Consider the following 19,670-nt stretch of genomic DNA (forward strand, 5'->3'; position numbering starts at 1 on the left):
GCGCGGATCGTTGCGCGCTATATAAGCGTCAGGCTCCGTCACGCAATTGGAACGAACCCTGTCGCATCGTATCTATCTGGATCACGCCGCCACCACCCCGGTGATCGCCGCCGCGCGCGAGGCGATGGCGCAGGGTGTCGCGCTCTGGGCGAATCCGTCGTCGCCGCATGCCGAGGGACGCGCGGCGCGCGCGGCGCTCGAGGGCGCGCGGCGGCGAATCGCCGCGGCCTATGGCTGGACCGGCGAGACGCTGCTGACCAGCGGCGCGAGCGAATCGCTGCACATCGCGCTCGGCCGGTCGGTTCTGCCGCGGCGAATCATCACCGCGGTCGAACATGATGCGGTGATCCGCGCCGCGGGCGATGCCGCGGTCGCGCCGGTCGACGCCGCGGGCGTGGTCGATCGCGCGCGGCTCGCGACGATGCTCGACGGACCCCCGGCGCTGGTCTGCGTGCAATGGGCGAACAGCGAGACGGGGGTGCGCCAGCCGCTTGGCGAGATCGCCGCGCTGGTCCATGCGGCGGGCGGGCGGCTGCTCGTCGATGCCGCGCAGATGCCGGCCTCCGGCGAGGTGGCGGCGTTCGCCGATATGGTCGCGCTGTCGGCGCACAAGCGCGGCGGCCCGCCGGGCGTCGGCGCGCTGCTGGTCCGCGATCTCGCGCTGCTCAGCCCGAGCGGCGGGCAGGAGCGCGGCTATCGGCCGGGTACCGAGAATCTGCCCGGCGCGCTCGGCTATGCCGCGGCGCTCGATGTCGCGGAGCCCGATCATCAGCCGCTGCGCGACCGGCTCGACGATGCGATCCTGCGCTCGGGCGGCGAGATTGTCGCCGCGGCGGCGGTGCGCCACCCGGCGATCGGCTCCTACCGGCTGCGCGGGGTCAAGGCGGCGGCGCAATTGATCCTGCTCGACGGCGCCGGCTTCGCGATATCGGCGGGCAGCGCCTGTTCGAGCGGCAGCATGAAGCCGAGCCACGTCCTCGCCGCGATGGGCTGGAGCGAGACCGACGGGCGCGAGGTGATCCGGGTGAGCTTCGGGCGCGACACCGATGCCGCGGCGGTCGACGGCTTCGTCGCCGCCTGGCGGCAGATGGCGCGGACGACCCGGCGCGCGGCATGATCTACCTCGATTATCAGGCGACGACGCCGCTCGCGCCCGGAGCGCTCGCCGCGATGCTGCCGTGGCTCGAGACGCAGCACGCCAATCCGCATGCCCCCCACCGCGCCGGCCGCGCCGCCAAGGCGGCGGTGGAGGTCGCGCGCGATGCGATCGCCGCGCAACTGCCGCCTGGCGGTTCGCTGCGCTTCACCAGCGGCGCGACCGAGGCGCTCAACTGGGCGATCAAGGGCACGCGCGGCGGCATCGTCACGCTGGCGAGCGAACATGCCGCGGTGCTCGACACCGTCGCGGCCGAGGCGGCGCGGGGGCGGGCCGTGACGGTGCTGCCGGTCGGACGCGACGGACTGGTCGATCTCGCCGTGGCGGCGGCGGCGATCCGGCCCGGCGTCGGGCTGGTCGCGGCGATGCTGGTCAATAACGAGATCGGCGTGATCCAGCCGATCGCCGCTTTGGCCGAACTGGCGCATGCGGCGGGTGCGCTGATGCTGTGCGACGCGGTGCAGGGCTTCGGCCGGGTCACGATGCCGCCGGGCTGCGACTTGATCGCGCTGTCGGCGCACAAGGTGCACGGTCCCAAGGGGATCGGCGCCTTGTGGGTGCGCGACGGCGTGGAGCCGGAACCGCTGCTCCACGGCGGCGGGCAGGAGCGGGGCCGTTCGGGCACGCTGTCGCCCGCGCTGTGCGCCGGCTTCGGCGCGGCGGCGGCCTTGCTCGGCGCGGAAGGCGAGCGGGACGCGGCGCATGTCGAGCGTCTGTGGCAACTGGCAGTCGACGCCTTGCCCGGCTGGCGGATCAACGGCACGGCCGCACCGCGCTATCGCGGCAACCTCAACGTCGGGCGCGACGGCCTCGATGTCGCGCGGCTGATGAGCGAGTGTCGCGATCTCGCCTGTTCCGCCGGATCGGCCTGCGCGAGCGGATCGGGCCGGTCGAGCCACGTGCTGCGCGCGATCGGCCTGTCGGAGGGGGAGGCGCGGTCGAGCCTGCGACTCGGCTTCGGGCGCTATACCGACGAAGCCGAATTGCGCGCGGGGCTGGCGCTGATCGTCGCGGCGGCGGCACGGCAGGGGCTATGATCCGCGTCGTCTTCGTCGGGCCGGACGGAACGGCGCGATCCGCGGCGGCCGAATCGGACACGCGGCTGCTCGACGTCGCACGGGCGGCGGGCGAACCGCTCGAGGGGACGTGCAACGGCGACATGGCCTGCGCGACCTGTCACGTCGTCGTCGCGGCGGCGGATTTCGCACGGCTGCCGCCGGCCCGCGACGAGGAGGAGGATCTGCTCGATCTCGTCCCCAGCGCGACACGGACCAGCCGGCTCGCCTGCCAGATCCGGCTCACCGCGGCGCTGGATGGGCTGACCGTGCGCGTGCCGGCGTGACCGGGCAGCAAAGCTGACATTCGTACAACCGCGGGTTCAGGCCGCATGCAGTGCCGGCGGTGCAGGGTCGCGCCATGCCCATAAACGGGCGTGTCAGGAGTAACCCATGAAGTTCATTGCATGTCTAGGGGCCGCTGCCCTCGGGATCGGGATGCTGGCCGGCGCCGCGCCGGCCGAGGCCCAGCGTTATGGCTACGACCGTGGCTATGATCGCGGCTACGATCATGGCGGCTATCGCGGCCATGGTTATGGTCGGCATGACGGGCGTCGTTGGCATGGCGGTCCGGGCTATCGCGGCTATCGCTATGATCGAGGACCGCGCTGGGGCGGCCGCGGCTATGGTCGCGGGCGGGTGGTATGCCGGATCGAGCGGGGCTATTATGGCCCGCAGCGTCGCTGCTTCCGCGTCTGACGTCGTCCACCGGAAACACCGGCGGCGCGAAAGCGTTCTTGCTGCGATGCAACACGAACGTTTATGGTGCCGCCGATGACTACTCCAGCCAACGGACCGACCGGCCCGGTGCCGACGATGTTCGAAGCGATCGTGCGCCAGCTTGCCGTGACCGCCACCTATAACAAGGGGACGGTGACGATCGCGCCCCATATCCTCTACACCCGTCACGGCGAGATCTACGTCGATGCCGTGACGATGGAGCGCGACGGCAAGCCGCCACGCGAGGAAAAGGTCGGCACCTTTAAGATGGACGGGCTCGGCGCGCCGACGCTCACCGACACGCGCTTCACCCCGAGCAGCCTGTTCGAGCCCGCGGCCGAAAAATATGAGGGCGTGACGCTGATGGCGGTCGAGCGCAGCTGACGCCCGACCGCCGTTCGGCTCAGCGGCAGCGGATCTCCGCCTGGTTCTGATCGATCGCCTTGCCGGCGAGCGCGCCGACCGCGCCGCCGAGCAGGGTGCCCACAATGCGGCTGTGGCCGCCGTCGATGACGTTGCCGAGGATGCCGCCCGCCGCGCCGCCGGCGATCAGCCCGGTGGTGCCGTCGCTGCGCTTGCAATAATAGCGGCCGTCGGTGCCCGCATAGACGCGATCGTTGGCGCTGAGCACGCGCTCCTGCGAGCTCGGCCGGTAATAGCGCGACGGGTCATAGCCGTTTTCGTAGCGGTCGCCGTCGCGCGGGTCATAGCGCTGGTCGTCATAGCCGTCCGGCACCGGCGCCTGGCGATAGCCGCCCGGACCGGGAATGCCGCGCAGCGCGCGATAGCGATCGAATTCGGAACGGTAGCGCGCAAGCTCGGCGTCGAAGCGCTGCTGCGCGGCGGCGAAGCGCGCATCGTCCGCGGCGGACTGGGCGGCGACCGGCGCGGCGAGCGTCGTCACCAGCGCGGCGGACAGCAAAAGCGACCTAAACATCGTCATGATCCTTTTCCGGACCCGCTGAGTCGGGTCCGCCCCGGTCATACGCCGATCCGCCCTTGGCGGTTCCTGAACGAGGACGGCGGCCGGATCAGCCGATCGTGACGAACGTATCCATCACGCGCTTGCGGCCCGCCGCCTCGAAATCGATCTCCAGCTTGTTGCCCTCGATCTCGGCGATCGCGCCATAGCCGAACTTCTGGTGGAAGACGCGTAGCCCGACCGACAGGTCGCTGCGTCCCTTGTTGCCGATGCTCACCGCGCTCGCGCGGCTCTCGACCACCCGCGTCGGTGCGGTCGAGAAGCCCGAGGCGGCGCCCGCCGCGCGCTGCCAGCCGGGACCACGACCGGTGCCGCGGCCGACATCGGCGAAGGGATCGGCGCGCTCGCTCCAATTGGCGCGCCACAGGCTCTCGCCGCCCGACATCGTCGTCTCGGCGTCGATATGGTCGCCGGGCAGCTCGCCGACGAACCGGCTCGGGATGCTCGACGTCCACTGGCCGTAGATGCGGCGGTTGGCGGCGTGGAGGATCGTCGCGCGGCGCCGCGCGCGGGTGATCGCGACATAGGCGAGGCGACGTTCCTCCTCGAGGCTCTTGGTCCCGCCCTCGTCGAGCGATCGCTGCGAGGGGAACAGCCCCTCTTCCCAGCCGACGAGGAAGACGGTGTCATATTCCAGCCCCTTGGCGGCGTGGATCGTCATGATCGTCACCTGCGGGTCCTGGACGCCGCCCTCCTTGTCCATGACGAGGCTGACATGTTCGAGGAAGGCGCCGAGCGACTCATATTCCTCCATCGCGCGCACGAGTTCGGACAGGTTCTCGAGCCGCCCCGCCGCCTCGACCGATTTCTCCGCCTGCCACATCGCCGTATAACCGCTCTCGTCGAGCAATTGGCGGGCGAGCTCGGCGTGCGGCAGGTCGCGCGCCATGTCGCGCCAGCGGGCGATGTCGCCGACCAGATTGCCGAGCGCGCGGCGCGCCTGCGGCGTCAGTTCGTCGGTGTCGAGGATGCGCGCCGCGGCATGGGTCAGCGGCAGCCGCTCGGCGCGGGCAAGCTGGTGGATCTTGGCGAGCGCCTTGTCGCCGAGCCCGCGCTTGGGCACGTTGACGATGCGTTCGAAGGCGAGATCGTCGGCGGGCTGGTTGACGACGCGCAGATAGGCGAGCGCGTCGCGGATCTCGGCGCGCTCGTAGAAGCGGAAGCCGCCGACGATGCGATAGGGCATGCCGATCGCGATGAAGCGATCCTCGAACTCGCGGGTCTGATGCTGGGCGCGGACTAGGATGGCGATGTCGTCGAGGCTCTTGCCGCCGCGCTGCGCCGCCTCGATCTCCTCGCCGACGCGCCGCGCCTCCTCGGGGCCGTCCCATACGCCGACGACGCGGACCTTCTCGCCCGCGTCGAGCTCGGTCCACAGCGTCTTGCCGAGCCGGCCGCCGTTATTGGCGATCATCCCCGATGCCGCGCCGAGGATGTGCGGCGTCGAGCGGTAATTCTGTTCGAGCCGGATCACCTTCGCGCCGGGAAAGTCCTTTTCGAACTTCAGGATGTTCTCGACCTGCGCGCCGCGCCACGAATAGATCGACTGATCGTCGTCGCCGACGCAGGCGATGTTCTTGCGCGCCTGGGCGAGCAGCCGCAGCCACAGATACTGGACGACATTGGTGTCCTGATATTCGTCGACCATGATATATTTGAACCGCTCCTGATAGGTGCGGAGCACGTCGGGATGCGATTTGAGCACGGTCAGCATGTGCAGCAGCAGGTCGCCGAAGTCGCAGGCGTTGAGGCTGCGCAGCCGCTCCTGATATTGCGCATAGAGCTCGCCGCCGCGCCCGTTGGCGAAACGCTCGCTTTCGCCGGCGTCGATATCGGCGGGGACCAGCCCCTTGTTCTTCCAATCGTCGATCAGCCCGGCGAGGCTGCGCGCGGGGAAGCGTTTCTCGTCGAGGTCGGCGGCGACGATCAGCTGCTTGAGCAGGCGAAGCTGGTCGTCGGTGTCGAGGATGCTGAAATTGCTCTGCAAGCCGACCAGTTCGGCATGGCGGCGCAACATCTTGGCGCCGATCGCATGGAAGGTGCCGAGCCACGGCATGCCCTCGACCGCGTCGCCGACCAGCCGGCCGACGCGCTCGCGCATCTCGCGGGCCGCCTTGTTGGTGAAGGTGACGCTGAGGATCTCCGACGGCCACGCCTTGCGCGTCCACAGCAGATGCGCGAGCCGCGCGGTGAGCGCCGCGGTCTTGCCCGTCCCGGCGCCGGCGAGCATCAGCACCGGCCCTTCGGTGGTCAGCACGGCGTCGCGCTGCGGCGCGTTGAGCCCGGCGAGATAGGGCGGGTCCTGCAAGGCGTTGGGGGCACGGAGATCGGTCACCGGTGAACAGGTAGGGAACGGCGTTCGCACGGGCAAGAGTGAAGGTGGGCGGCGGCGATCATCCCGCCCGGCGCGGCGATGTCGGCGACCGAGTGTCTCTATAAAGCACAAGCCGGCCGAGAGACCTTCGGATGGGCCGGCAGGAGGTCCCCGATGATCGTCTTTCCCTTATGTGTTGCGGCGCTCACTGCGACGCCATCGTCCACTGCGGCGACCAACCCGTCGCCCGACCGCCGGATCGTGCAAACCAGGATCATCACGCAGGATCTTGATCTGCGAACGCCGGAAGGGCAACGGCGCTTCCGCGCGCGGGTCCGGTGGGCGGCGCAGAACCTCTGTGGCACGATACCCAAGGATATCACCGTCGCGATGGACGTGATGCGCTGTATCGGTGAAGTCCGTCGCGACGGAGCGCAGCAACTGGCGAAGGCGACCGGTCAGACGGTGGGCGGGACGGACCGATAGAAAAATCGGGGCAGTCGCCTGGCGACCGCCCCGTAGTTCAGGGAGGTCGACCGACAGGGGAGGCGGTCGACAGTCGCTACCCACAGGGGGAGAGGAGCAGCGACCCTCTCTGTCTAGACGCGCTTTGTTGCGGATGGATTTCACTCATGTTGCGCATCGGCCTTTTTTCCCGACTAGAGTGGGGGGATGACGTCGATTCCCGCAACCCCGCCGCCGCCTGCCTCGCCGCGCCGTATCCTCACCGCCAGCCTCGTCGGCACCGCGGTGGAGTTTTACGACTTCTACATCTACGCGACCGCGGCGGCGCTGGTGTTCGGCGACCTGTTCTTCCCGGCGACGAGCGGCACCGCGCGGCAGATGCTGAGCTTCGCGAGCTTCGGCATCGCCTTCATCGCGCGGCCGGTCGGCGCGATCGTCTTCGGTCATTTCGGCGATCGGATCGGCCGCAAGTCGACGCTGGTCGCCAGTCTGATGCTGATGGGCGGGTCGACGGTGGCGATCGCCTTCCTGCCCACCTATGCCCAGGTCGAACAGGTCGCGCCGCAGATGGGCTGGCTCGCGCCGTTGCTGCTGTGCCTGATGCGGCTTGGTCAGGGTTTCGGACTCGGCGGCGAATGGGGTGGCGCGGCATTGCTCGCGGTGGAGAATGCCCCGCCGCACCGCCGCAACACCTGGGGGATGTTCCCGCCGCTCGGCGCGCCGGTCGGCTTCCTGATGGCCAATGGCTTGTTCCTGATCCTCGGCCTGTGGCTCGACGAGGCGCAGTTCCGCGCCTGGGGCTGGCGGCTGCCGTTCCTGATCAGCGCGGTGCTGGTCGTGCTCGGCCTGTGGGTACGGCTCAAGCTGACCGAGACGCCGGCGTTCGTCGCCGCCGAGCGCGCCGAGGCCCTGCCCAAGGTGCCGATCGCGACGTTGTTCGCGTCGCACAGCCGCGCGGTGCTCGCCGGCACCGGCGGGGTGATCGCCTGTTTCGCGCTCTTCTATCTCGCGACTGCCTTCGCGCTCGGCTACGGCACCAAGACGCTGGGCTACGGGCGGGAGGCGATGCTGGGCGTCGAGCTGGTCGCGATCCTGTTCCTCGCCGCGGGGGTGATCGTCGCCAGCCTGCTCGCCGACCGGCGCGGCGCGCGCGGAATGCTGGTGATCGGCTTTTGCGGCTGCATGGTCGCCGGACTGGCGATGGGGCCGATGCTCGGCGCGGGATCGCTGTTCGTCGTCTTCCTGTGGCTCGCCTTCGCGCTGTTCGTGATGGGCTTCGCCTATGGCCCGCTCGGCGGCTGGCTGCCGAGCCTGTTCCCCGCCGGGGTGCGCTACACCGGCGTGTCGATGACCTTCAATCTCGGCGGCATCCTCGGCGGCGCGCTGGCGCCGATCGCCGCGGAGGCGCTGGCGCAGCGCGGCCTCGGGTGGATCGGCCTGTATCTGGTCGCGGCGGGGCTGCTCAGCCTCGCCGGGCTGATGCTGTTGCGCAAACCGGTCGGGGCCTGAGCCGCCGTCGCGGTTCGTCAGCCCTGCCGCAGCAGGGTGAGCCTCGCCTTGCCGTGCACGCGGCTGGCGTCGATCGCATAGCCGGGCGGCGCGATCTCCTCCGCCTTGGCGGTCTCGATACTGACCCAGGTGGCGGGCGCGATCCAGCCGAGCCGGGTGAGCTTGTCGAGCGCGACCAGGCCCGCGCCGGTGCCATAGGGCGGATCCATCATGACGAGATCGAGCGGCGCCGGCGCCGGGCCGAGGCCGAGCACCGAGCCGGCGCGCACGTCGCCGCGCGTGCCGAGTCGCGCGAGATTGGCCTTGAGCGCGTCGAGCGCCGCGCCGTCCTGCTCGACGAACAGGCAGGAGCCGGCGCCGCGGGACAGCGCCTCGATGCCGAGCGCGCCCGATCCGGCGAACAGATCGGCGACGGCGAGCCCGTCGAAGCTGCCGAGCCGGCTGGTCAGCATCGAGAACAGCGCCTCGCGCGTCCGGTCGGCGGTCGGGCGCGTCGCATCGCCCTTGGGCGCGACGAGCGGGCGGCCCCGCCATTGGCCGGCGATCACCCTCATCGTTTGCCTCCCTTCGGCCCGCCGCGTGGCGCGCCGCGCCCCCCCGCCGGCCCACGCGGCGTGTCGGGGCGCGACGGCCGCGCCGGGCGACCGTCGGCACCGCCACCGCCACCGGAGCGTCCACCGGCCGACCCGCCGCCGGTTCGCGCCGGCCGGCCGCCGCTGCGCTGCGGCTCATCGCGGCGGGGCGTCTCCTGCTCCCACGGCTTGCGCGCCGAGCCGCCGGTCGGCACCGGCCGCGCCTCGCGATCGTCGCGGCGGAAGCGACCGCGCTGACCCTCGCGCGCGCCGTCGCCGGCGGGCACGCGCTCCGTATCCGCACGCCGGAAGCGTGCCGGCTGCCCGTCGCGCGCCGCACCTGTGGTCGGCCGCGCCGATCGTGCCTCGGTCTCCCCGCGCCGACCACGTGCCGGCTGCCCGTCGCGCAACGCCCCGCCCGTCGATGACCGAGCCGGCCGCGCCTCGCGCTCGTCGCGGCGCGGCCGGCCGCGCTGGCCTTCGCCGTCCGCTGTCGTGCGCATCTCGCGCCCCTCGCGCAGGACGGGACGGGCGCGCTCACCGGTCGCGCCGGGACGCGCCGGACGCGGCGCGATGCCGTTCGCGGTCGCATCGCTGCGGCGCGGCGCGCGGGCGGCGCCGCGTCCGGCGGCCTGTGCCTCGCGCGGGGCGGGTGCGTCGATCGGGCGCGGGCGGGCGCGGGCCGGGCGGGCCGCGCTCGGCGCCGCGCGGAAGCCGTCGCGCGGCGGCTCGATCAGGTCCGCCTCGGGAACGCCGCCCTTGAGCGTGCGGCGGAAGGCGACAATCTCATGCTGCTTGACCTCGCCGATGCCGCCGACCGGCAGGTCGCCGAGCAGGAAGGGGCCGTATCTGGTGCGGATCAGCCGGCTGACCTGCAGGTCGAGATGTTCGAGCACCCGCCGCACCTCGCGGTTCTTGCCTTCGGTGATCGTGATCTCGATCCAGACGTTGGCGCCGGTGCGCCGCTCGATATTGGCGTCGATCGGACCGTAGCGGATGCCGTCGATCTCGATCCCGTCGGCAAGATCCTCCAGCTGCTGCTGCGTGACATTGCCGTAGGCGCGCGCGCGATAGCTGCGCTCGACGCCGGTCGCGGGCAGTTCGAGCTGGCGCTTGAACCCGCCGTCGGTGGTGAGCAGCAGCAGCCCTTCGGTATTGAGGTCGAGCCGGCCGACCGGCACCAGCCGCGGCAGATCGTCGGGCAGCCGGTCGTAGATCGTCGGCCGTCCCTTGGGATCGCGTTCGGTGACCAGCAGGCCGGTCGGCTTGTGGTAGAGGAACAGGCGGGTCGGTTCGGCTTGCGCGACCGGCTCGCCGTCGACGGTGACGCCGTTGAGCGAGCGCAGCACGGTGGCGGGGGTGTCGAGCACCGTGCCGTCGAGCGCGACGCGGCCGTCGGCGATCATGCGCTCGATCTCGCGGCGGCTGGCGATGCCGGCGCGGGCGAGCAGTTTCGCGATGCGATCGCCGCTGCGGGGTTCGGAGGATTGGGCCATGGCGCGGCCATAACGCGCATTTGTCATGGCAGCGAAATTATTTGCGTCCGATCCGAGTACGGCGCGTTATCCTGCGGAGGCGTAATCACTTGTGCGGCGCCAGGCGGAGCGTGGCGATGTTGTTCGGAAGGAAGAAACGTTCGATCGTCCGGGTGCTCGTCGTCGAGGACGAGCCGCTGATCGCCTTCGACACCGAACATCTGCTGAGCGACGCGAGCTATCAGATCGTCGCCACCGTCGACCGCGTCGCCGAGGCGATTGCGGTGCTGCGATCGGATTCGGACGTCGACCTGGTGCTGCTCGACGTCAATCTCGCCGACGGATCGGGGCTGGATGTCGCGCGGGCCGCGGGAGAGCGCGGCGTCGCGGTACTGTTCGTCACCGGCAATTTCCCCGCCGAGGCGATGGCGCTCGCCGCGGGCTGCCTCGCCAAACCCTATCAGCAGCGCGACCTGATCGGCGCGATCGAGGCGATCGAAGCGAATATCGCCGGCCGCAAGACGCGGCGGCTGCCGACCGGCTTCCGGCTGTTCGCGATCCCCGATGCTGCGCCCGTCGCGCCCGGGCCGGAGGTCGACGCGCGCTGACCGCCGGGCGAAGACCGGTTCGCGCCGAGGCGCGGTGGGCGCAGGGAAGCTTGCATAGCCACACGATGACGCACGCCGGGCTGGTGGCCCGCGGGCGGCATGGGCTGCCCACAAGGGTTCTGCGCCCTCCGCGCTTCTGCGCGAACCGAGACCTGCACAGCCGGACCGGCGTTACCGCCAAACCCGCTAGGCGCGGGCAAAATTGGCGCTAGTGTCGCGGCGATGTTGACCGGCACCAATTTCTATTTCGTTATCGTCGCGGCCGTCACGGTGCTGCTCGTCGTGCTGATGCGTCGCTCGGCGGCGATGCGCGCGCGGCTCGCCCCGCTCGCGCCTTATGCCGAGCGCGGCCCGGTCGCGGTATTCTTCATGGGCATATCGTCCGGGCTCGCCTTCACGATGATCGGCGCGACGCTGACCACGCGGCTCAAGCAGGACGGGCTCGACAAGAGCATGATCACCGCCTTCACGCTCGGCTTCCTGGTCTACAATCTCAAGCCGCTATGGGCGTGGATGGTCGATGGCGTGCGGCTGCCGGTGATCGGCCGGCTGGGGCAGCGGGTGTCGTGGGTGCTGCTCAGCGGCGTGCTGGTGATCGCCGCGATCGTCAATCTCGCGCTGGTCGATCCGGCGGCGAGCCTGCAGGCGACGATCGTCGCGACGATCCTCGTCGGCTTCGCCGGCGCGACCTATGACATCGTCATCGACGCCTATCGCATCGAGACGCTCGAACCCGAGCAGATGGGCGTCGGATCGGGGATGACGCAATATGGCTGGAAGATCGGCTCGGTGCTCGCCGGCTCGCTCGCGCTGGTGATCGCGGCACGAGCGGACTGGCACGTCGCCTATCTTGCCTGCATCGTCTTCGCGCTGCCGGCGATGGTGGTGGCGGTGACGCGCGGCGAGCCGACGCGGCGGCGCGAGCCGGTGCGGCGCCGCGGGCTCGCCGAGCTTGGCGCGTCGATCGTCAGCCCGTTCGCGGAATTCTTCCGCCGCCACGGCGCGATCATCATCCTCGCCTTCATCCTGCTCCACAAGATCGGCGATACGCTGGGGCAGCAGGCGCTGCGGCTGCTGCTCGACGATCTCCATTTCAGCAACGACGAGATCGCGCTCTACGACGTCGTCATCGGCTTCTGGGCCTTCTGGGTCGGCATCGCGATCGGTGGCGTGCTCTATGCGCGCATGGGGCTCAAGCGATCGGTGATGCTGAGCCTGATCCTGATGATGGTCTCCAACGCCGCCTTCGCGCTGCTCGCCGGGGCGGGGCACAGCAATATCGGGCTCGCCGGCGCGATGGCGTTCGAGAATATGTCGAGCGGGATCGGCGGCGTCACCGTCGTCGCCTATTTCTCGGCGTTGTGCGACCTGCGCTTCACCGCGGCGCAATATGCGATGATCTCGGCGGCGGCGAGCATCGTCGGCCGCGTGCTCACCGCGACGACGACCGGGCGGCTGGTCGACAGCTTCGGCTATGTCGCTTTCTACTGGGGAACGACGGTCGCGGCCTTGCCGGGGGTGCTGCTGTTCTGGTGGATGTGCCGGTCCGGCTTGATCGACCGGTCGATCGGCAGCGCGGGCGTCGTCGGCGAGGGGGACGTGCGGGACTAGCGCCCCGATAGGCGCGCTCCTGTTCGTCCCGCTCGAATCGGTTTGCGTCCAGCGGCACGGAGGAAGGCGTCGCCGCAATTGTGGCCGCGCCTCGTGCGGTGGGACGGACCACGGCCTCCCGGAACGCCGCCCCGCCGCGTCCTCTGCGCCTCTGCGCCAACCCCTTCAACGGCAGCCGTAAACGCCGCGACCGTCTAGACGCAGATCGGCCGGCCATCATCGGCGAAGGCGGTCGCCACGGCGGCGACGCTCGCCAGCACCGAATCGACACGCCGCACGCCGAGCAGGTCGCCGAGCAGCAGCCGTGCGCTGTCCGGCGCCGTCTCGACCCGCGCGAGGATGGTGAGCAACGCGCGCTCGGCGGCGGTCATCCGCGCGCAGCAGCAGGGCGCGATCGCGATCGTCCCTGCCGCGGTGCCGGCGAGATCCGCCATCAGCGCGCGCATCAGCACCAGCGGGCGGCGGAACTCCTGGCCGAAGGCGGTGAACAGCGCATGGCTCGCCCGCGCATCGTGCAGCCCCTGCGCCCCCATCCGCCGCAGCGCGAACAGCGCGACACGTGCATTGGGGCAGGCCGGCAGCGCATAGGGCAGGGCCGCGACGGTGGTGGTGAGATCGGACATGCGGGGCAACTCCTGAGGTCGCGCGCAGTCTTCTCTGTCCGCTATTGCAAGTCAATCGCAATCATGGCGTCAGGCAGGATACTCGTCGTTGGCGCGGAGCGCTTCACCGGCAAGGTAGAGCGAGCCGGCGATCAGCACCACTGGCGTGTCGCGTCGCGCGAGCTGGCCGAGCGCGTCGGGCAGGTCGGCAGCGACTCCGGCGCCGACTCCCTGGCCGGCGGCGAGCGCGGCGAGCGTCGCGGGCGCGTGATGCGCATGTCCCGGCACCGGCACCGCGATCACCTCCGACACCGACGGCGCGAGCAGCCGCAGCACACCCGCCGCATCCTTGTTGGCGAGCATGCCGAGTACCAGCCCGACCCGCCGCCCGCGCGCGATGCCAGGCAGCGCCTGCGTCACCGGCATCGCGGCCGAGGGATTGTGTGCGCCGTCGAGCCATAATTCGCTTCCGGCCGGCAGATGCGCGTGGAGCGGACCGGGGGCGAGCCGCTGCATCCGCGCCGGCCAGTGCGCGCCGTCGGCGGCGGCGCGCATCGCCGCGAGTGGCACGGCCACCGCCTGCTGATGGCGCAGCATCGCCAGCGCGAGCGCGAGGTTGCGCGACTGGTGTGCGCCGACCAGTCTCGGCCGTGCGGTGGCGATCGTGCCGGCGGCGTCGCGATAGCGCAGCGAGGTCCGCGTCGTGTCGCTCCACCAGTCGACGGTGCGGGCGACGACCGGGGCGCCGGCCGCCGCGGCGACCGCGGCGATCCGGGCGCGGCAGGCGGTGGCGTAGCGCATCGTCACCAGCGGCACGCCCGCCTTGGCGATCCCCGCTTTCTCGCCGGCGATGTCGATCAGCCGATCGCCGAGAAACGCCTCATGATCCATGCCGAGCGCGGCGATGCCGGTCACCGCCGGCGCGGCGATGACGTTGGTCGCATCGAGCCGGCCGCCGAGCCCGACCTCGACGATCGCCGCCGCGGCCGGCGTGCGCGAAAAGGCGAGGAAGGCGGCGGCGGTGGTGACTTCGAAGAAGCTCGCGCCGATCGCATCCGCTCCGTCCCCGGCGGCGTCGAGCACCTCGGCGAGCAATGCGGCGAGCGTCGCATCGTCGATCAGCCTGCCGGCGATGCGGATACGCTCGTTGAAGCGGACGAGGTGCGGGCTCGAGAAGACATGAACGTCATGCCCCGCCGCCTCGATCGCCGCGCGGAGGAAGGCGCAGGTCGATCCCTTGCCGTTGGTGCCGGCGACGTGGAACACCGGCGGCATCGCCCGATGCGGATCGCCGAGCCGGGCGAGCAGCCGGGTGATCCGCTCCAGCCCGAGCACGTCGGCGCCGGGGGACAGCGACCACAGTCGGTCGAGTTGCTGCTGGACGGCGGTATCGGTGGAGGTGGCGTGGTCTGGCATCGTGTGGGTCGGTCTCGGGTCGCCGCGCGCCATGGGGTCTCGTCGCGCCCGCCTTAGGCGAACGGGTGGGGAAAGTCGATCCGGCGGCATGGCCAAACCGGTGCTGTCGCCAGGGCACGGACCGGTCGCGACGAGGATCTGCCGCTAACGGATCGACGCTATCTGGCTCAGCAGGCCCACGCCCCATCCTCCGCACCACCCCGGCGAAGGCCGGGGTCCAGTTGGGAGACTGCCGTGAGGTCCCAAAAGCGTCGCGGAACTCGACCCCGGCCTTCGCCGGGGTGGTCGATGGGGACGCGGGGTCGCAGCCCTCGCAGCGGCCGGGCTGCTGCCGTATGGCAGCGGCCGGTCCGCCCTCGCCTACGCCGCCTGCGCCGTCGCCAGATAGCCGATTACCGTTGCCAGCCGATCGCGCAGCTCCTTGCGGTGGACGACCATGTCGAGCATGCCATGATCCAGCAGATATTCGGCGCGCTGGAAGCCTTCGGGCAGTTTCTCGCGGATCGTGCTCTCGATCACCCGCTGGCCGGCGAATCCGATCAGCGCATTGGGCTCGCTGATCTGCACGTCGCCGAGCATCGCATAGCTGGCAGTGACGCCGCCGGTGGTCGGATCGGTGAGCACGACGATATAGGGCAGGCCGGCATCGTGGAGCATCTGGATCGCGACGGTGCTGCGCGGCATCTGCATCAGGCTGAGGATGCCCTCCTGCATGCGCGCGCCGCCCGCGGCGGTGAAGACGACATACGGCGCCTTGTCGTGGATCGCCGCCTCGATGCCGCGGACGAAGGCCTCGCCGACCGCAAGCCCCATCGATCCGCCCATGAAGGCGAAGTCCTGCACGCCCATCACGACGCGATGGCCGAGGATCGTGCCGCGCGCGTTGATCAGCGCATCCTGTTCCTGCGCCGAGGTCCGCGCCGCCTTGAGCCGATCGGTATAGCGTTTCGAATCACGGAACTTGAGCGGGTCCTCGACCACCTTGGGCGCGGGCAATTCGCTGCAGCTGCCGCTGTCGAGGATCTGCGCGAAGCGCAACTTGGGCCCGATCCGCTCGTGATGATCGCACTTCGGGCAGACGTAGAGATTCTCCTCCAATTCCTTGGTGAAGATCATCTGGCCGCAGCCCTTGCACTTGTGCCACAGATTCTCGTCCGACGATTCGCGCTTGGCGACGAAGGGCAGGGCGTTGCGGACGTTGGTGATCCAGCTCATCGGCTGACCTTTCGCGACGAGGCGACCGCCTCGCTGAGGGAGTGGACATAGGCGCGCACCGCCGCTGGGGCATCCGCGCCATGCGCCGCGACCAGCTCGACGATCGCCGAGCCGACGACGACGCCATCGGCACAGGCGCCGATCGCCGCCGCCTGTTCGGGCGTGCGGACGCCGAAGCCGACCGCGACCGGCAGCCTGGTCTGCGCCTTGAGACGCGCCACCGCGGCGTCGATCGAGCCCTGCGCCGCCTGTTGCAGCCCGGTGATCCCCGCGACCGAGACGTAATAGAGGAAGCCGCTCGCCCCCTCCAGCACGCGCGGCAGCCGCGCCGCATCGGTGGTCGGCGTGGCGAGGCGGATCGGATCGATGCCCTGCGCGCGCAGCATCGGGCCGAGCGCCTCGTCTTCCTCCGGCGGGATGTCGACGCAGATCACGCCGTCGACGCCCGCGGCCGCGGCGGCCGCGGCGAACCAGTCGGGACCGCGGCGCAGCATCGGATTGGCATAGCCCATCAGCACCAGCGGCACCTCAGGATGGCGCGCGCGAAAGGCGGTGGCGATGGCGAGGATGTCGGCGGTGCGCGTGCCGGCGGCAAGGCTGCGCAGATTCGCCGCCTGGATCGCCGGACCGTCCGCCATCGGATCGGTGAACGGCATGCCGAGCTCGATCACGTCGGCGCCGCCCTCGACCAGCGCGTCGAGGATCGCGCCGGTCGGCCCGTCGCCGGCGGTGACGAAGGTGACGAGCGCGGGCCGGCCCTTTCCGAAGGCGGCCGACAGGCGTGCACTCATATCGCCACCCCCAGCGCGTTGGCGACGGTGAAGATGTCCTTGTCGCCGCGACCGCACAGATTGGCGAGGATGATCTGGTCGTCGCGCATCGTCCGCGCGCGCTTGGTCACCGCGGCGATCGCATGCGCGGGCTCGAGCGCGGGAATGATGCCCTCGGTGCGGCAGAGCAATTGGAAGGCATCGAGCGCGTCCTGATCGGTCGCGCTGGTATATTCGACGCGGCCGATGTCGCGCAGCCAGGCATGCTCGGGGCCGATGCCGGGATAGTCGAGCCCCGCCGAGATCGAATGCCCTTCCGCGATCTGGCCGTCCTCGTCCTGCAACAGATAGGTCTTGTTACCGTGGAGCACGCCGGGGAAACCGCCGGCGAGGCTGGCGGCATGTTCGCTGCCTTCGAGGCCGTGACCCGCCGCCTCGACGCCGAGCATGCCGACCGACTCATCGTCGAGGAAGGGGTGGAACAGGCCGATCGCGTTCGATCCGCCGCCGATCGCCGCGCACAGCAGATCGGGCAGGCGGCCGGTCCGCTCGAGCATCTGCGCGCGCGCCTCGCGGCCGATGATGCTCTGGAAGTCGCGGACCAGCTCGGGATAGGGATGCGGGCCGGCGGCGGTGCCGATGATGTAGAAGGTGTCGTGGACGTTGGCGACCCAGTCGCGCAGCCCCTCGTTCATCGCGTCGGACAGGGTCGCCGCGCCGCTCGTCACCGGGCGGACCTCGGCGCCGAGCAGCTTCATGCGGAAGACGTTGGGCTGCTGCCGCTCGACGTCCTTCGCACCCATGTAGATGACGCAGGGCAGGCCGAAGCGCGCGCAGACCGCGGCGGTGGCGACGCCGTGCTGGCCGGCGCCCGTCTCGGCGATGATCCGCGTCTTGCCCATGCGGATGGCGAGCAGGATCTGGCCGATGCAATTGTTGATCTTGTGCGCGCCGGTATGGTTGAGCTCGTCGCGCTTGAACCAGATCTGCGCGCCGAGCCTCTCGCCGTTCGGGCCGGTTCCCGCGCCTTCGCGTACCGCCTCGCTCAGCCGTTCGGCGTGGTAGAGCGGGCTGGGGCGGCCGACATAATGGTTCATCAGATCGTCGAATTGCGCGGCGAAGGCGGGGTCGGCCTTGGCGGCGCGATATTCGCGCTCGAGCTCGAGGATCAGCGGCATCAGCGTCTCGGCGACATAGCGTCCGCCGAACTGGCCGAAATGCCCGCGCTCGTCGGGCTGGGCGCGATAGGTGTTGGGGGCGTTCATGACTGCGCCGCTTTAAGGAAGGCGCCGATCTTGTCCATATCCTTGACCCCCGGCGCGGATTCGACGCCCGACGAGACGTCGACCAAGGGCGCGCCGGTGCGCGCGATCGCCTCGCGCACGTTGGCGGGATCGAGCCCGCCGGACAGCGCCCAGGGCAGCGGGTGGCGGAGGCCGTCGAGCATCGCCCAGTCGAAGCGCAGCCCCATGCCGCCGGGCAGGCCGCCGGGCGGCGTCTTGGCGTCGTAGAGCAGCCGGTCGGCGGCACCGGCGTAGCGGCGCGCGTCATCGAGGTCGGCGCGCGTCTTGATCGCCACCGCCGCCCAGGTCTCCCGGCGGACGCGCGCGCGGATCGCGGCGACGCGCTCGGGCGCGGTCTGGTGGAGCTGGATCGCGTCGAGCCGCGCCGCGGCGATCGCCGCGTCGAGCGTCGCATCGTCGGGATCGACGAACACCCCGACCCGCGTCGCCTCGCCCGGCACCTGCCCGGCGAGGCCGGCGGCGGCATCGAGGCCGAGGTGCCGGGGGGAGGGCGGGAAGAAGACGAATCCGACGTGACTGGCCCCGCCGCGCAGCGCGGCGGCGAGCGTCTCGGGCGTGGTCAGGCCGCAGATCTTGGTGGCGGTGGGCATCCAGCGCGTGTCGGGATTTCCGACGCAAGTTGCAAGCCCGCCCGCCTCCCTCTCCCGATGGGAGAGGGAGAAGACGCCGAAGGCGGCGCTGGGTGAGGGCAGGGCGGGCGGCGTGTTTTTAAGAGCGTCGCACGGACGGTGGCGTGGTGGAGGCGCGGGCGAAGAGTAAGCCGGTCCCGGACCGTCATCGCGACCGGCACCCCACTGGCGGGGCCAGGGCCAAGCGTTTCGCGCCTGCCCTCACCCTCTCGCCGCATCCCTCTCCAGTAGGGAGAGGGAGGTGTCATTTACAACGTCGCGCCGATCGCGCGGGCGGCGGCGTCGGGGTCCTCCGCCTGGGTGATCGGACGGCCAATGACGAGGATCGACGCACCCGCATCGAGCGCGGCGCGCGGTGTGACGACCCGTTTCTGATCGCCGATCACGCCGTCGGCAGGGCGGACGCCGGGTACGACGAAGAAGCCCTTGGGCCACGCCTTGCGCGCCGCGGCGACCTCGGCCCCCGAGCAGACGATGCCGTCGATCCCCGCCTCATGCGCCAGATCGGTGAGGCGCAGCACCTGCGCCTCGGCACTGCCGGTGACGCCGGTCGCGGCGAGGTCGCTCGCATCGAGGCTGGTCAGCATCGTCACCGCGACCACCTTGGTATGCGGCGACGCCGCGGCCTTGGCATCCTCCAGCATCGCGCGGCCGCCGCTGGCATGGACGGTGAGGATCGCCGGCGCGAGCCCGCTGAGCGCCTGTACCGCCTTGGCGACGGTATTGGGAATGTCGTGCAGCTTGAGGTCGAGGAAGATCGGCAGACCGATCTCGGCAAGCTCGCGCACCCCGGCCTGTCCGTGCGCACAGAAGAACTCGAGCCCGAGCTTGAGCCCGCCGACATGCGCGCGCGTGCGGTTGGCGAGCGCCTTGGCACGGGCAAGATCGGGCGTGTCGATCGCGACGAAGATCGGGCTCATGCCGGGCGGCCCATCGCGGCGGGTTCGCTCGGCGTCAGCGGATCGGCGTTCGCCGGCGCGACGACGAGGGCCGGCGGCGCGACCTGCGCGCGCTGCTCGGCGAGCAGCCGCTCGCAGGCGCTCAGCCGCTGGCGCAGCCGCCAGCGCACCGTGCCGAGATAGAGATAGGTCGGCAGCAGTCCGAGCAGGAAGGTGACGAGCAGCAGCAGCGGCAGATTGACGTCGGCGATCAGCCCGCTCCACAGGTTGATCTGGATGCTGGTCCAATTGCCGTAGGTGAACAGCGCCGCGACGAACGCGAGCAGGAACCAGAACAGGATCTTGAGGAACTGCATGCATCACTCCCG

Annotated in this window: 21 protein-coding genes; 9 read left to right on the forward strand and 12 right to left on the reverse strand. The window is 70.7% G+C overall.

What is annotated here, in order from left to right; all coding sequences use genetic code 11:
• Positions 1–58 precede the first annotated feature (58 nt).
• The 5 genes from V8201_RS08515 to V8201_RS08535 all read left to right on the forward strand — a co-directional run bounded on the left by V8201_RS08515 (position 59) and on the right by V8201_RS08535 (position 3,315).
• Positions 59–1,117 carry a cysteine desulfurase family protein gene (locus V8201_RS08515; RefSeq protein WP_373276474.1) on the forward strand — a complete coding sequence of 353 codons (1,059 nt, stop codon included), beginning with the start codon at positions 59–61 and terminating at the stop codon, positions 1,115–1,117.
• Positions 1,114–2,193, forward strand: a complete 1,080-nt coding sequence (locus V8201_RS08520) for a cysteine desulfurase family protein (RefSeq protein ID WP_336545007.1) — start codon at positions 1,114–1,116, stop codon at positions 2,191–2,193. Before V8201_RS08515 ends, V8201_RS08520 begins: the two co-directional genes overlap by 4 nt.
• A complete protein-coding gene (locus tag V8201_RS08525; protein WP_336545008.1) occupies positions 2,190–2,498 on the forward strand; it encodes a 2Fe-2S iron-sulfur cluster-binding protein in 309 nt (102 codons plus the stop codon). Before V8201_RS08520 ends, V8201_RS08525 begins: the two co-directional genes overlap by 4 nt.
• Positions 2,499–2,649: 151 nt before the next feature.
• Positions 2,650–2,910 carry a hypothetical protein gene (locus V8201_RS08530; RefSeq protein ID WP_336545009.1) on the forward strand — a complete coding sequence of 87 codons (261 nt, stop codon included), beginning with the start codon at positions 2,650–2,652 and terminating at the stop codon, positions 2,908–2,910.
• A gap of 75 nt (positions 2,911–2,985) precedes the next feature.
• Positions 2,986–3,315 carry a hypothetical protein gene (locus tag V8201_RS08535; protein WP_336545010.1) on the forward strand — a complete coding sequence of 110 codons (330 nt, stop codon included), beginning with the start codon at positions 2,986–2,988 and terminating at the stop codon, positions 3,313–3,315.
• Between the two features lie 19 nt (positions 3,316–3,334).
• Here the strand turns inward: V8201_RS08535 and V8201_RS08540 are convergent, their stop codons facing one another.
• Positions 3,335–3,874: a glycine zipper 2TM domain-containing protein gene (locus V8201_RS08540; protein WP_373276469.1), complete on the reverse strand. Its 540-nt coding sequence runs from the start codon at positions 3,872–3,874 to the stop codon at positions 3,335–3,337.
• 88 nt (positions 3,875–3,962) lie between these two features.
• The gene (locus tag V8201_RS08545; protein ID WP_037536690.1) at positions 3,963–6,248 is read right to left on the reverse strand and encodes an ATP-dependent helicase; all 2,286 of its coding nucleotides are present in this window, start codon (positions 6,246–6,248) and stop codon (positions 3,963–3,965) included.
• 153 nt (positions 6,249–6,401) lie between these two features.
• Here V8201_RS08545 and V8201_RS08550 point away from each other — a divergent pair, with 153 nt between their 5' ends.
• A complete protein-coding gene (locus V8201_RS08550; RefSeq protein ID WP_336545011.1) occupies positions 6,402–6,713 on the forward strand; it encodes a UrcA family protein in 312 nt (103 codons plus the stop codon).
• A gap of 186 nt (positions 6,714–6,899) precedes the next feature.
• A complete protein-coding gene (locus V8201_RS08555) occupies positions 6,900–8,201 on the forward strand; it encodes an MFS transporter (RefSeq protein ID WP_336545013.1) in 1,302 nt (433 codons plus the stop codon).
• A 17-nt stretch (positions 8,202–8,218) separates the two neighbouring features.
• Here V8201_RS08555 and rsmD read toward each other — a convergent pair whose 3' ends face one another.
• Both rsmD and V8201_RS08565 read right to left on the reverse strand, forming a co-directional pair.
• Positions 8,219–8,755, reverse strand: a complete 537-nt coding sequence (rsmD, locus tag V8201_RS08560; protein ID WP_037536684.1) for a 16S rRNA (guanine(966)-N(2))-methyltransferase RsmD — start codon at positions 8,753–8,755, stop codon at positions 8,219–8,221.
• Positions 8,752–10,269 carry a pseudouridine synthase gene (locus V8201_RS08565; RefSeq protein ID WP_336545014.1) on the reverse strand — a complete coding sequence of 506 codons (1,518 nt, stop codon included), beginning with the start codon at positions 10,267–10,269 and terminating at the stop codon, positions 8,752–8,754. Before V8201_RS08565 ends, rsmD begins: the two co-directional genes overlap by 4 nt.
• 116 nt (positions 10,270–10,385) lie before the next feature.
• Here V8201_RS08565 and V8201_RS08570 point away from each other — a divergent pair, with 116 nt between their 5' ends.
• Together V8201_RS08570 and V8201_RS08575 are read left to right on the forward strand one after the other, a co-directional pair.
• Positions 10,386–10,856: a response regulator gene (locus tag V8201_RS08570; protein ID WP_336545015.1), complete on the forward strand. Its 471-nt coding sequence runs from the start codon at positions 10,386–10,388 to the stop codon at positions 10,854–10,856.
• A gap of 288 nt (positions 10,857–11,144) precedes the next feature.
• Positions 11,145–12,467, forward strand: a complete 1,323-nt coding sequence (locus V8201_RS08575; protein WP_336545298.1) for an MFS transporter — start codon at positions 11,145–11,147, stop codon at positions 12,465–12,467.
• Between the two features lie 194 nt (positions 12,468–12,661).
• On the opposite strand, the gene V8201_RS08580 is transcribed toward V8201_RS08575, so the two are convergent.
• The 8 genes from V8201_RS08580 to V8201_RS08615 all read right to left on the reverse strand — a co-directional run bounded on the left by V8201_RS08580 (position 12,662) and on the right by V8201_RS08615 (position 19,658).
• On the reverse strand, positions 12,662–13,090 hold the full coding sequence (locus V8201_RS08580) for a DUF6628 family protein (protein WP_037536680.1): 429 nt from the start codon (positions 13,088–13,090) through the stop codon (positions 12,662–12,664).
• Positions 13,091–13,159: 69 nt separating this feature from the next.
• On the reverse strand, positions 13,160–14,485 hold the full coding sequence (locus tag V8201_RS08585; RefSeq protein WP_336545017.1) for a bifunctional folylpolyglutamate synthase/dihydrofolate synthase: 1,326 nt from the start codon (positions 14,483–14,485) through the stop codon (positions 13,160–13,162).
• A 360-nt stretch (positions 14,486–14,845) separates the two neighbouring features.
• A complete protein-coding gene (accD, locus tag V8201_RS08590; protein ID WP_037536678.1) occupies positions 14,846–15,700 on the reverse strand; it encodes an acetyl-CoA carboxylase, carboxyltransferase subunit beta in 855 nt (284 codons plus the stop codon).
• Complete coding sequence (trpA, locus tag V8201_RS08595) at positions 15,697–16,491, reverse strand: tryptophan synthase subunit alpha (protein WP_037536676.1); 795 nt, start codon at positions 16,489–16,491, stop codon at positions 15,697–15,699. The genes accD and trpA overlap by 4 nt, the downstream gene beginning before the upstream one ends.
• Entirely contained in the window at positions 16,488–17,735 is a 1,248-nt protein-coding gene (trpB, locus tag V8201_RS08600) for a tryptophan synthase subunit beta (RefSeq protein WP_037536674.1), read from the reverse strand. Before trpB ends, trpA begins: the two co-directional genes overlap by 4 nt.
• Positions 17,732–18,364, reverse strand: a complete 633-nt coding sequence (locus V8201_RS08605; RefSeq protein WP_336545018.1) for a phosphoribosylanthranilate isomerase — start codon at positions 18,362–18,364, stop codon at positions 17,732–17,734. Before V8201_RS08605 ends, trpB begins: the two co-directional genes overlap by 4 nt.
• Positions 18,365–18,651: 287 nt before the next feature.
• Positions 18,652–19,323, reverse strand: a complete 672-nt coding sequence (pyrF, locus tag V8201_RS08610) for an orotidine-5'-phosphate decarboxylase (protein WP_336545020.1) — start codon at positions 19,321–19,323, stop codon at positions 18,652–18,654.
• On the reverse strand, positions 19,320–19,658 hold the full coding sequence (locus V8201_RS08615) for a lipopolysaccharide assembly protein LapA domain-containing protein (protein ID WP_037536668.1): 339 nt from the start codon (positions 19,656–19,658) through the stop codon (positions 19,320–19,322). Before V8201_RS08615 ends, pyrF begins: the two co-directional genes overlap by 4 nt.
• Between the last annotated feature and the right edge of the window lie 12 nt (positions 19,659–19,670).

The sequence above is a fragment of the Sphingomonas kyungheensis genome (assembly GCF_037120395.1).
Taxonomy (GTDB): domain Bacteria; phylum Pseudomonadota; class Alphaproteobacteria; order Sphingomonadales; family Sphingomonadaceae; genus Sphingomonas; species Sphingomonas kyungheensis.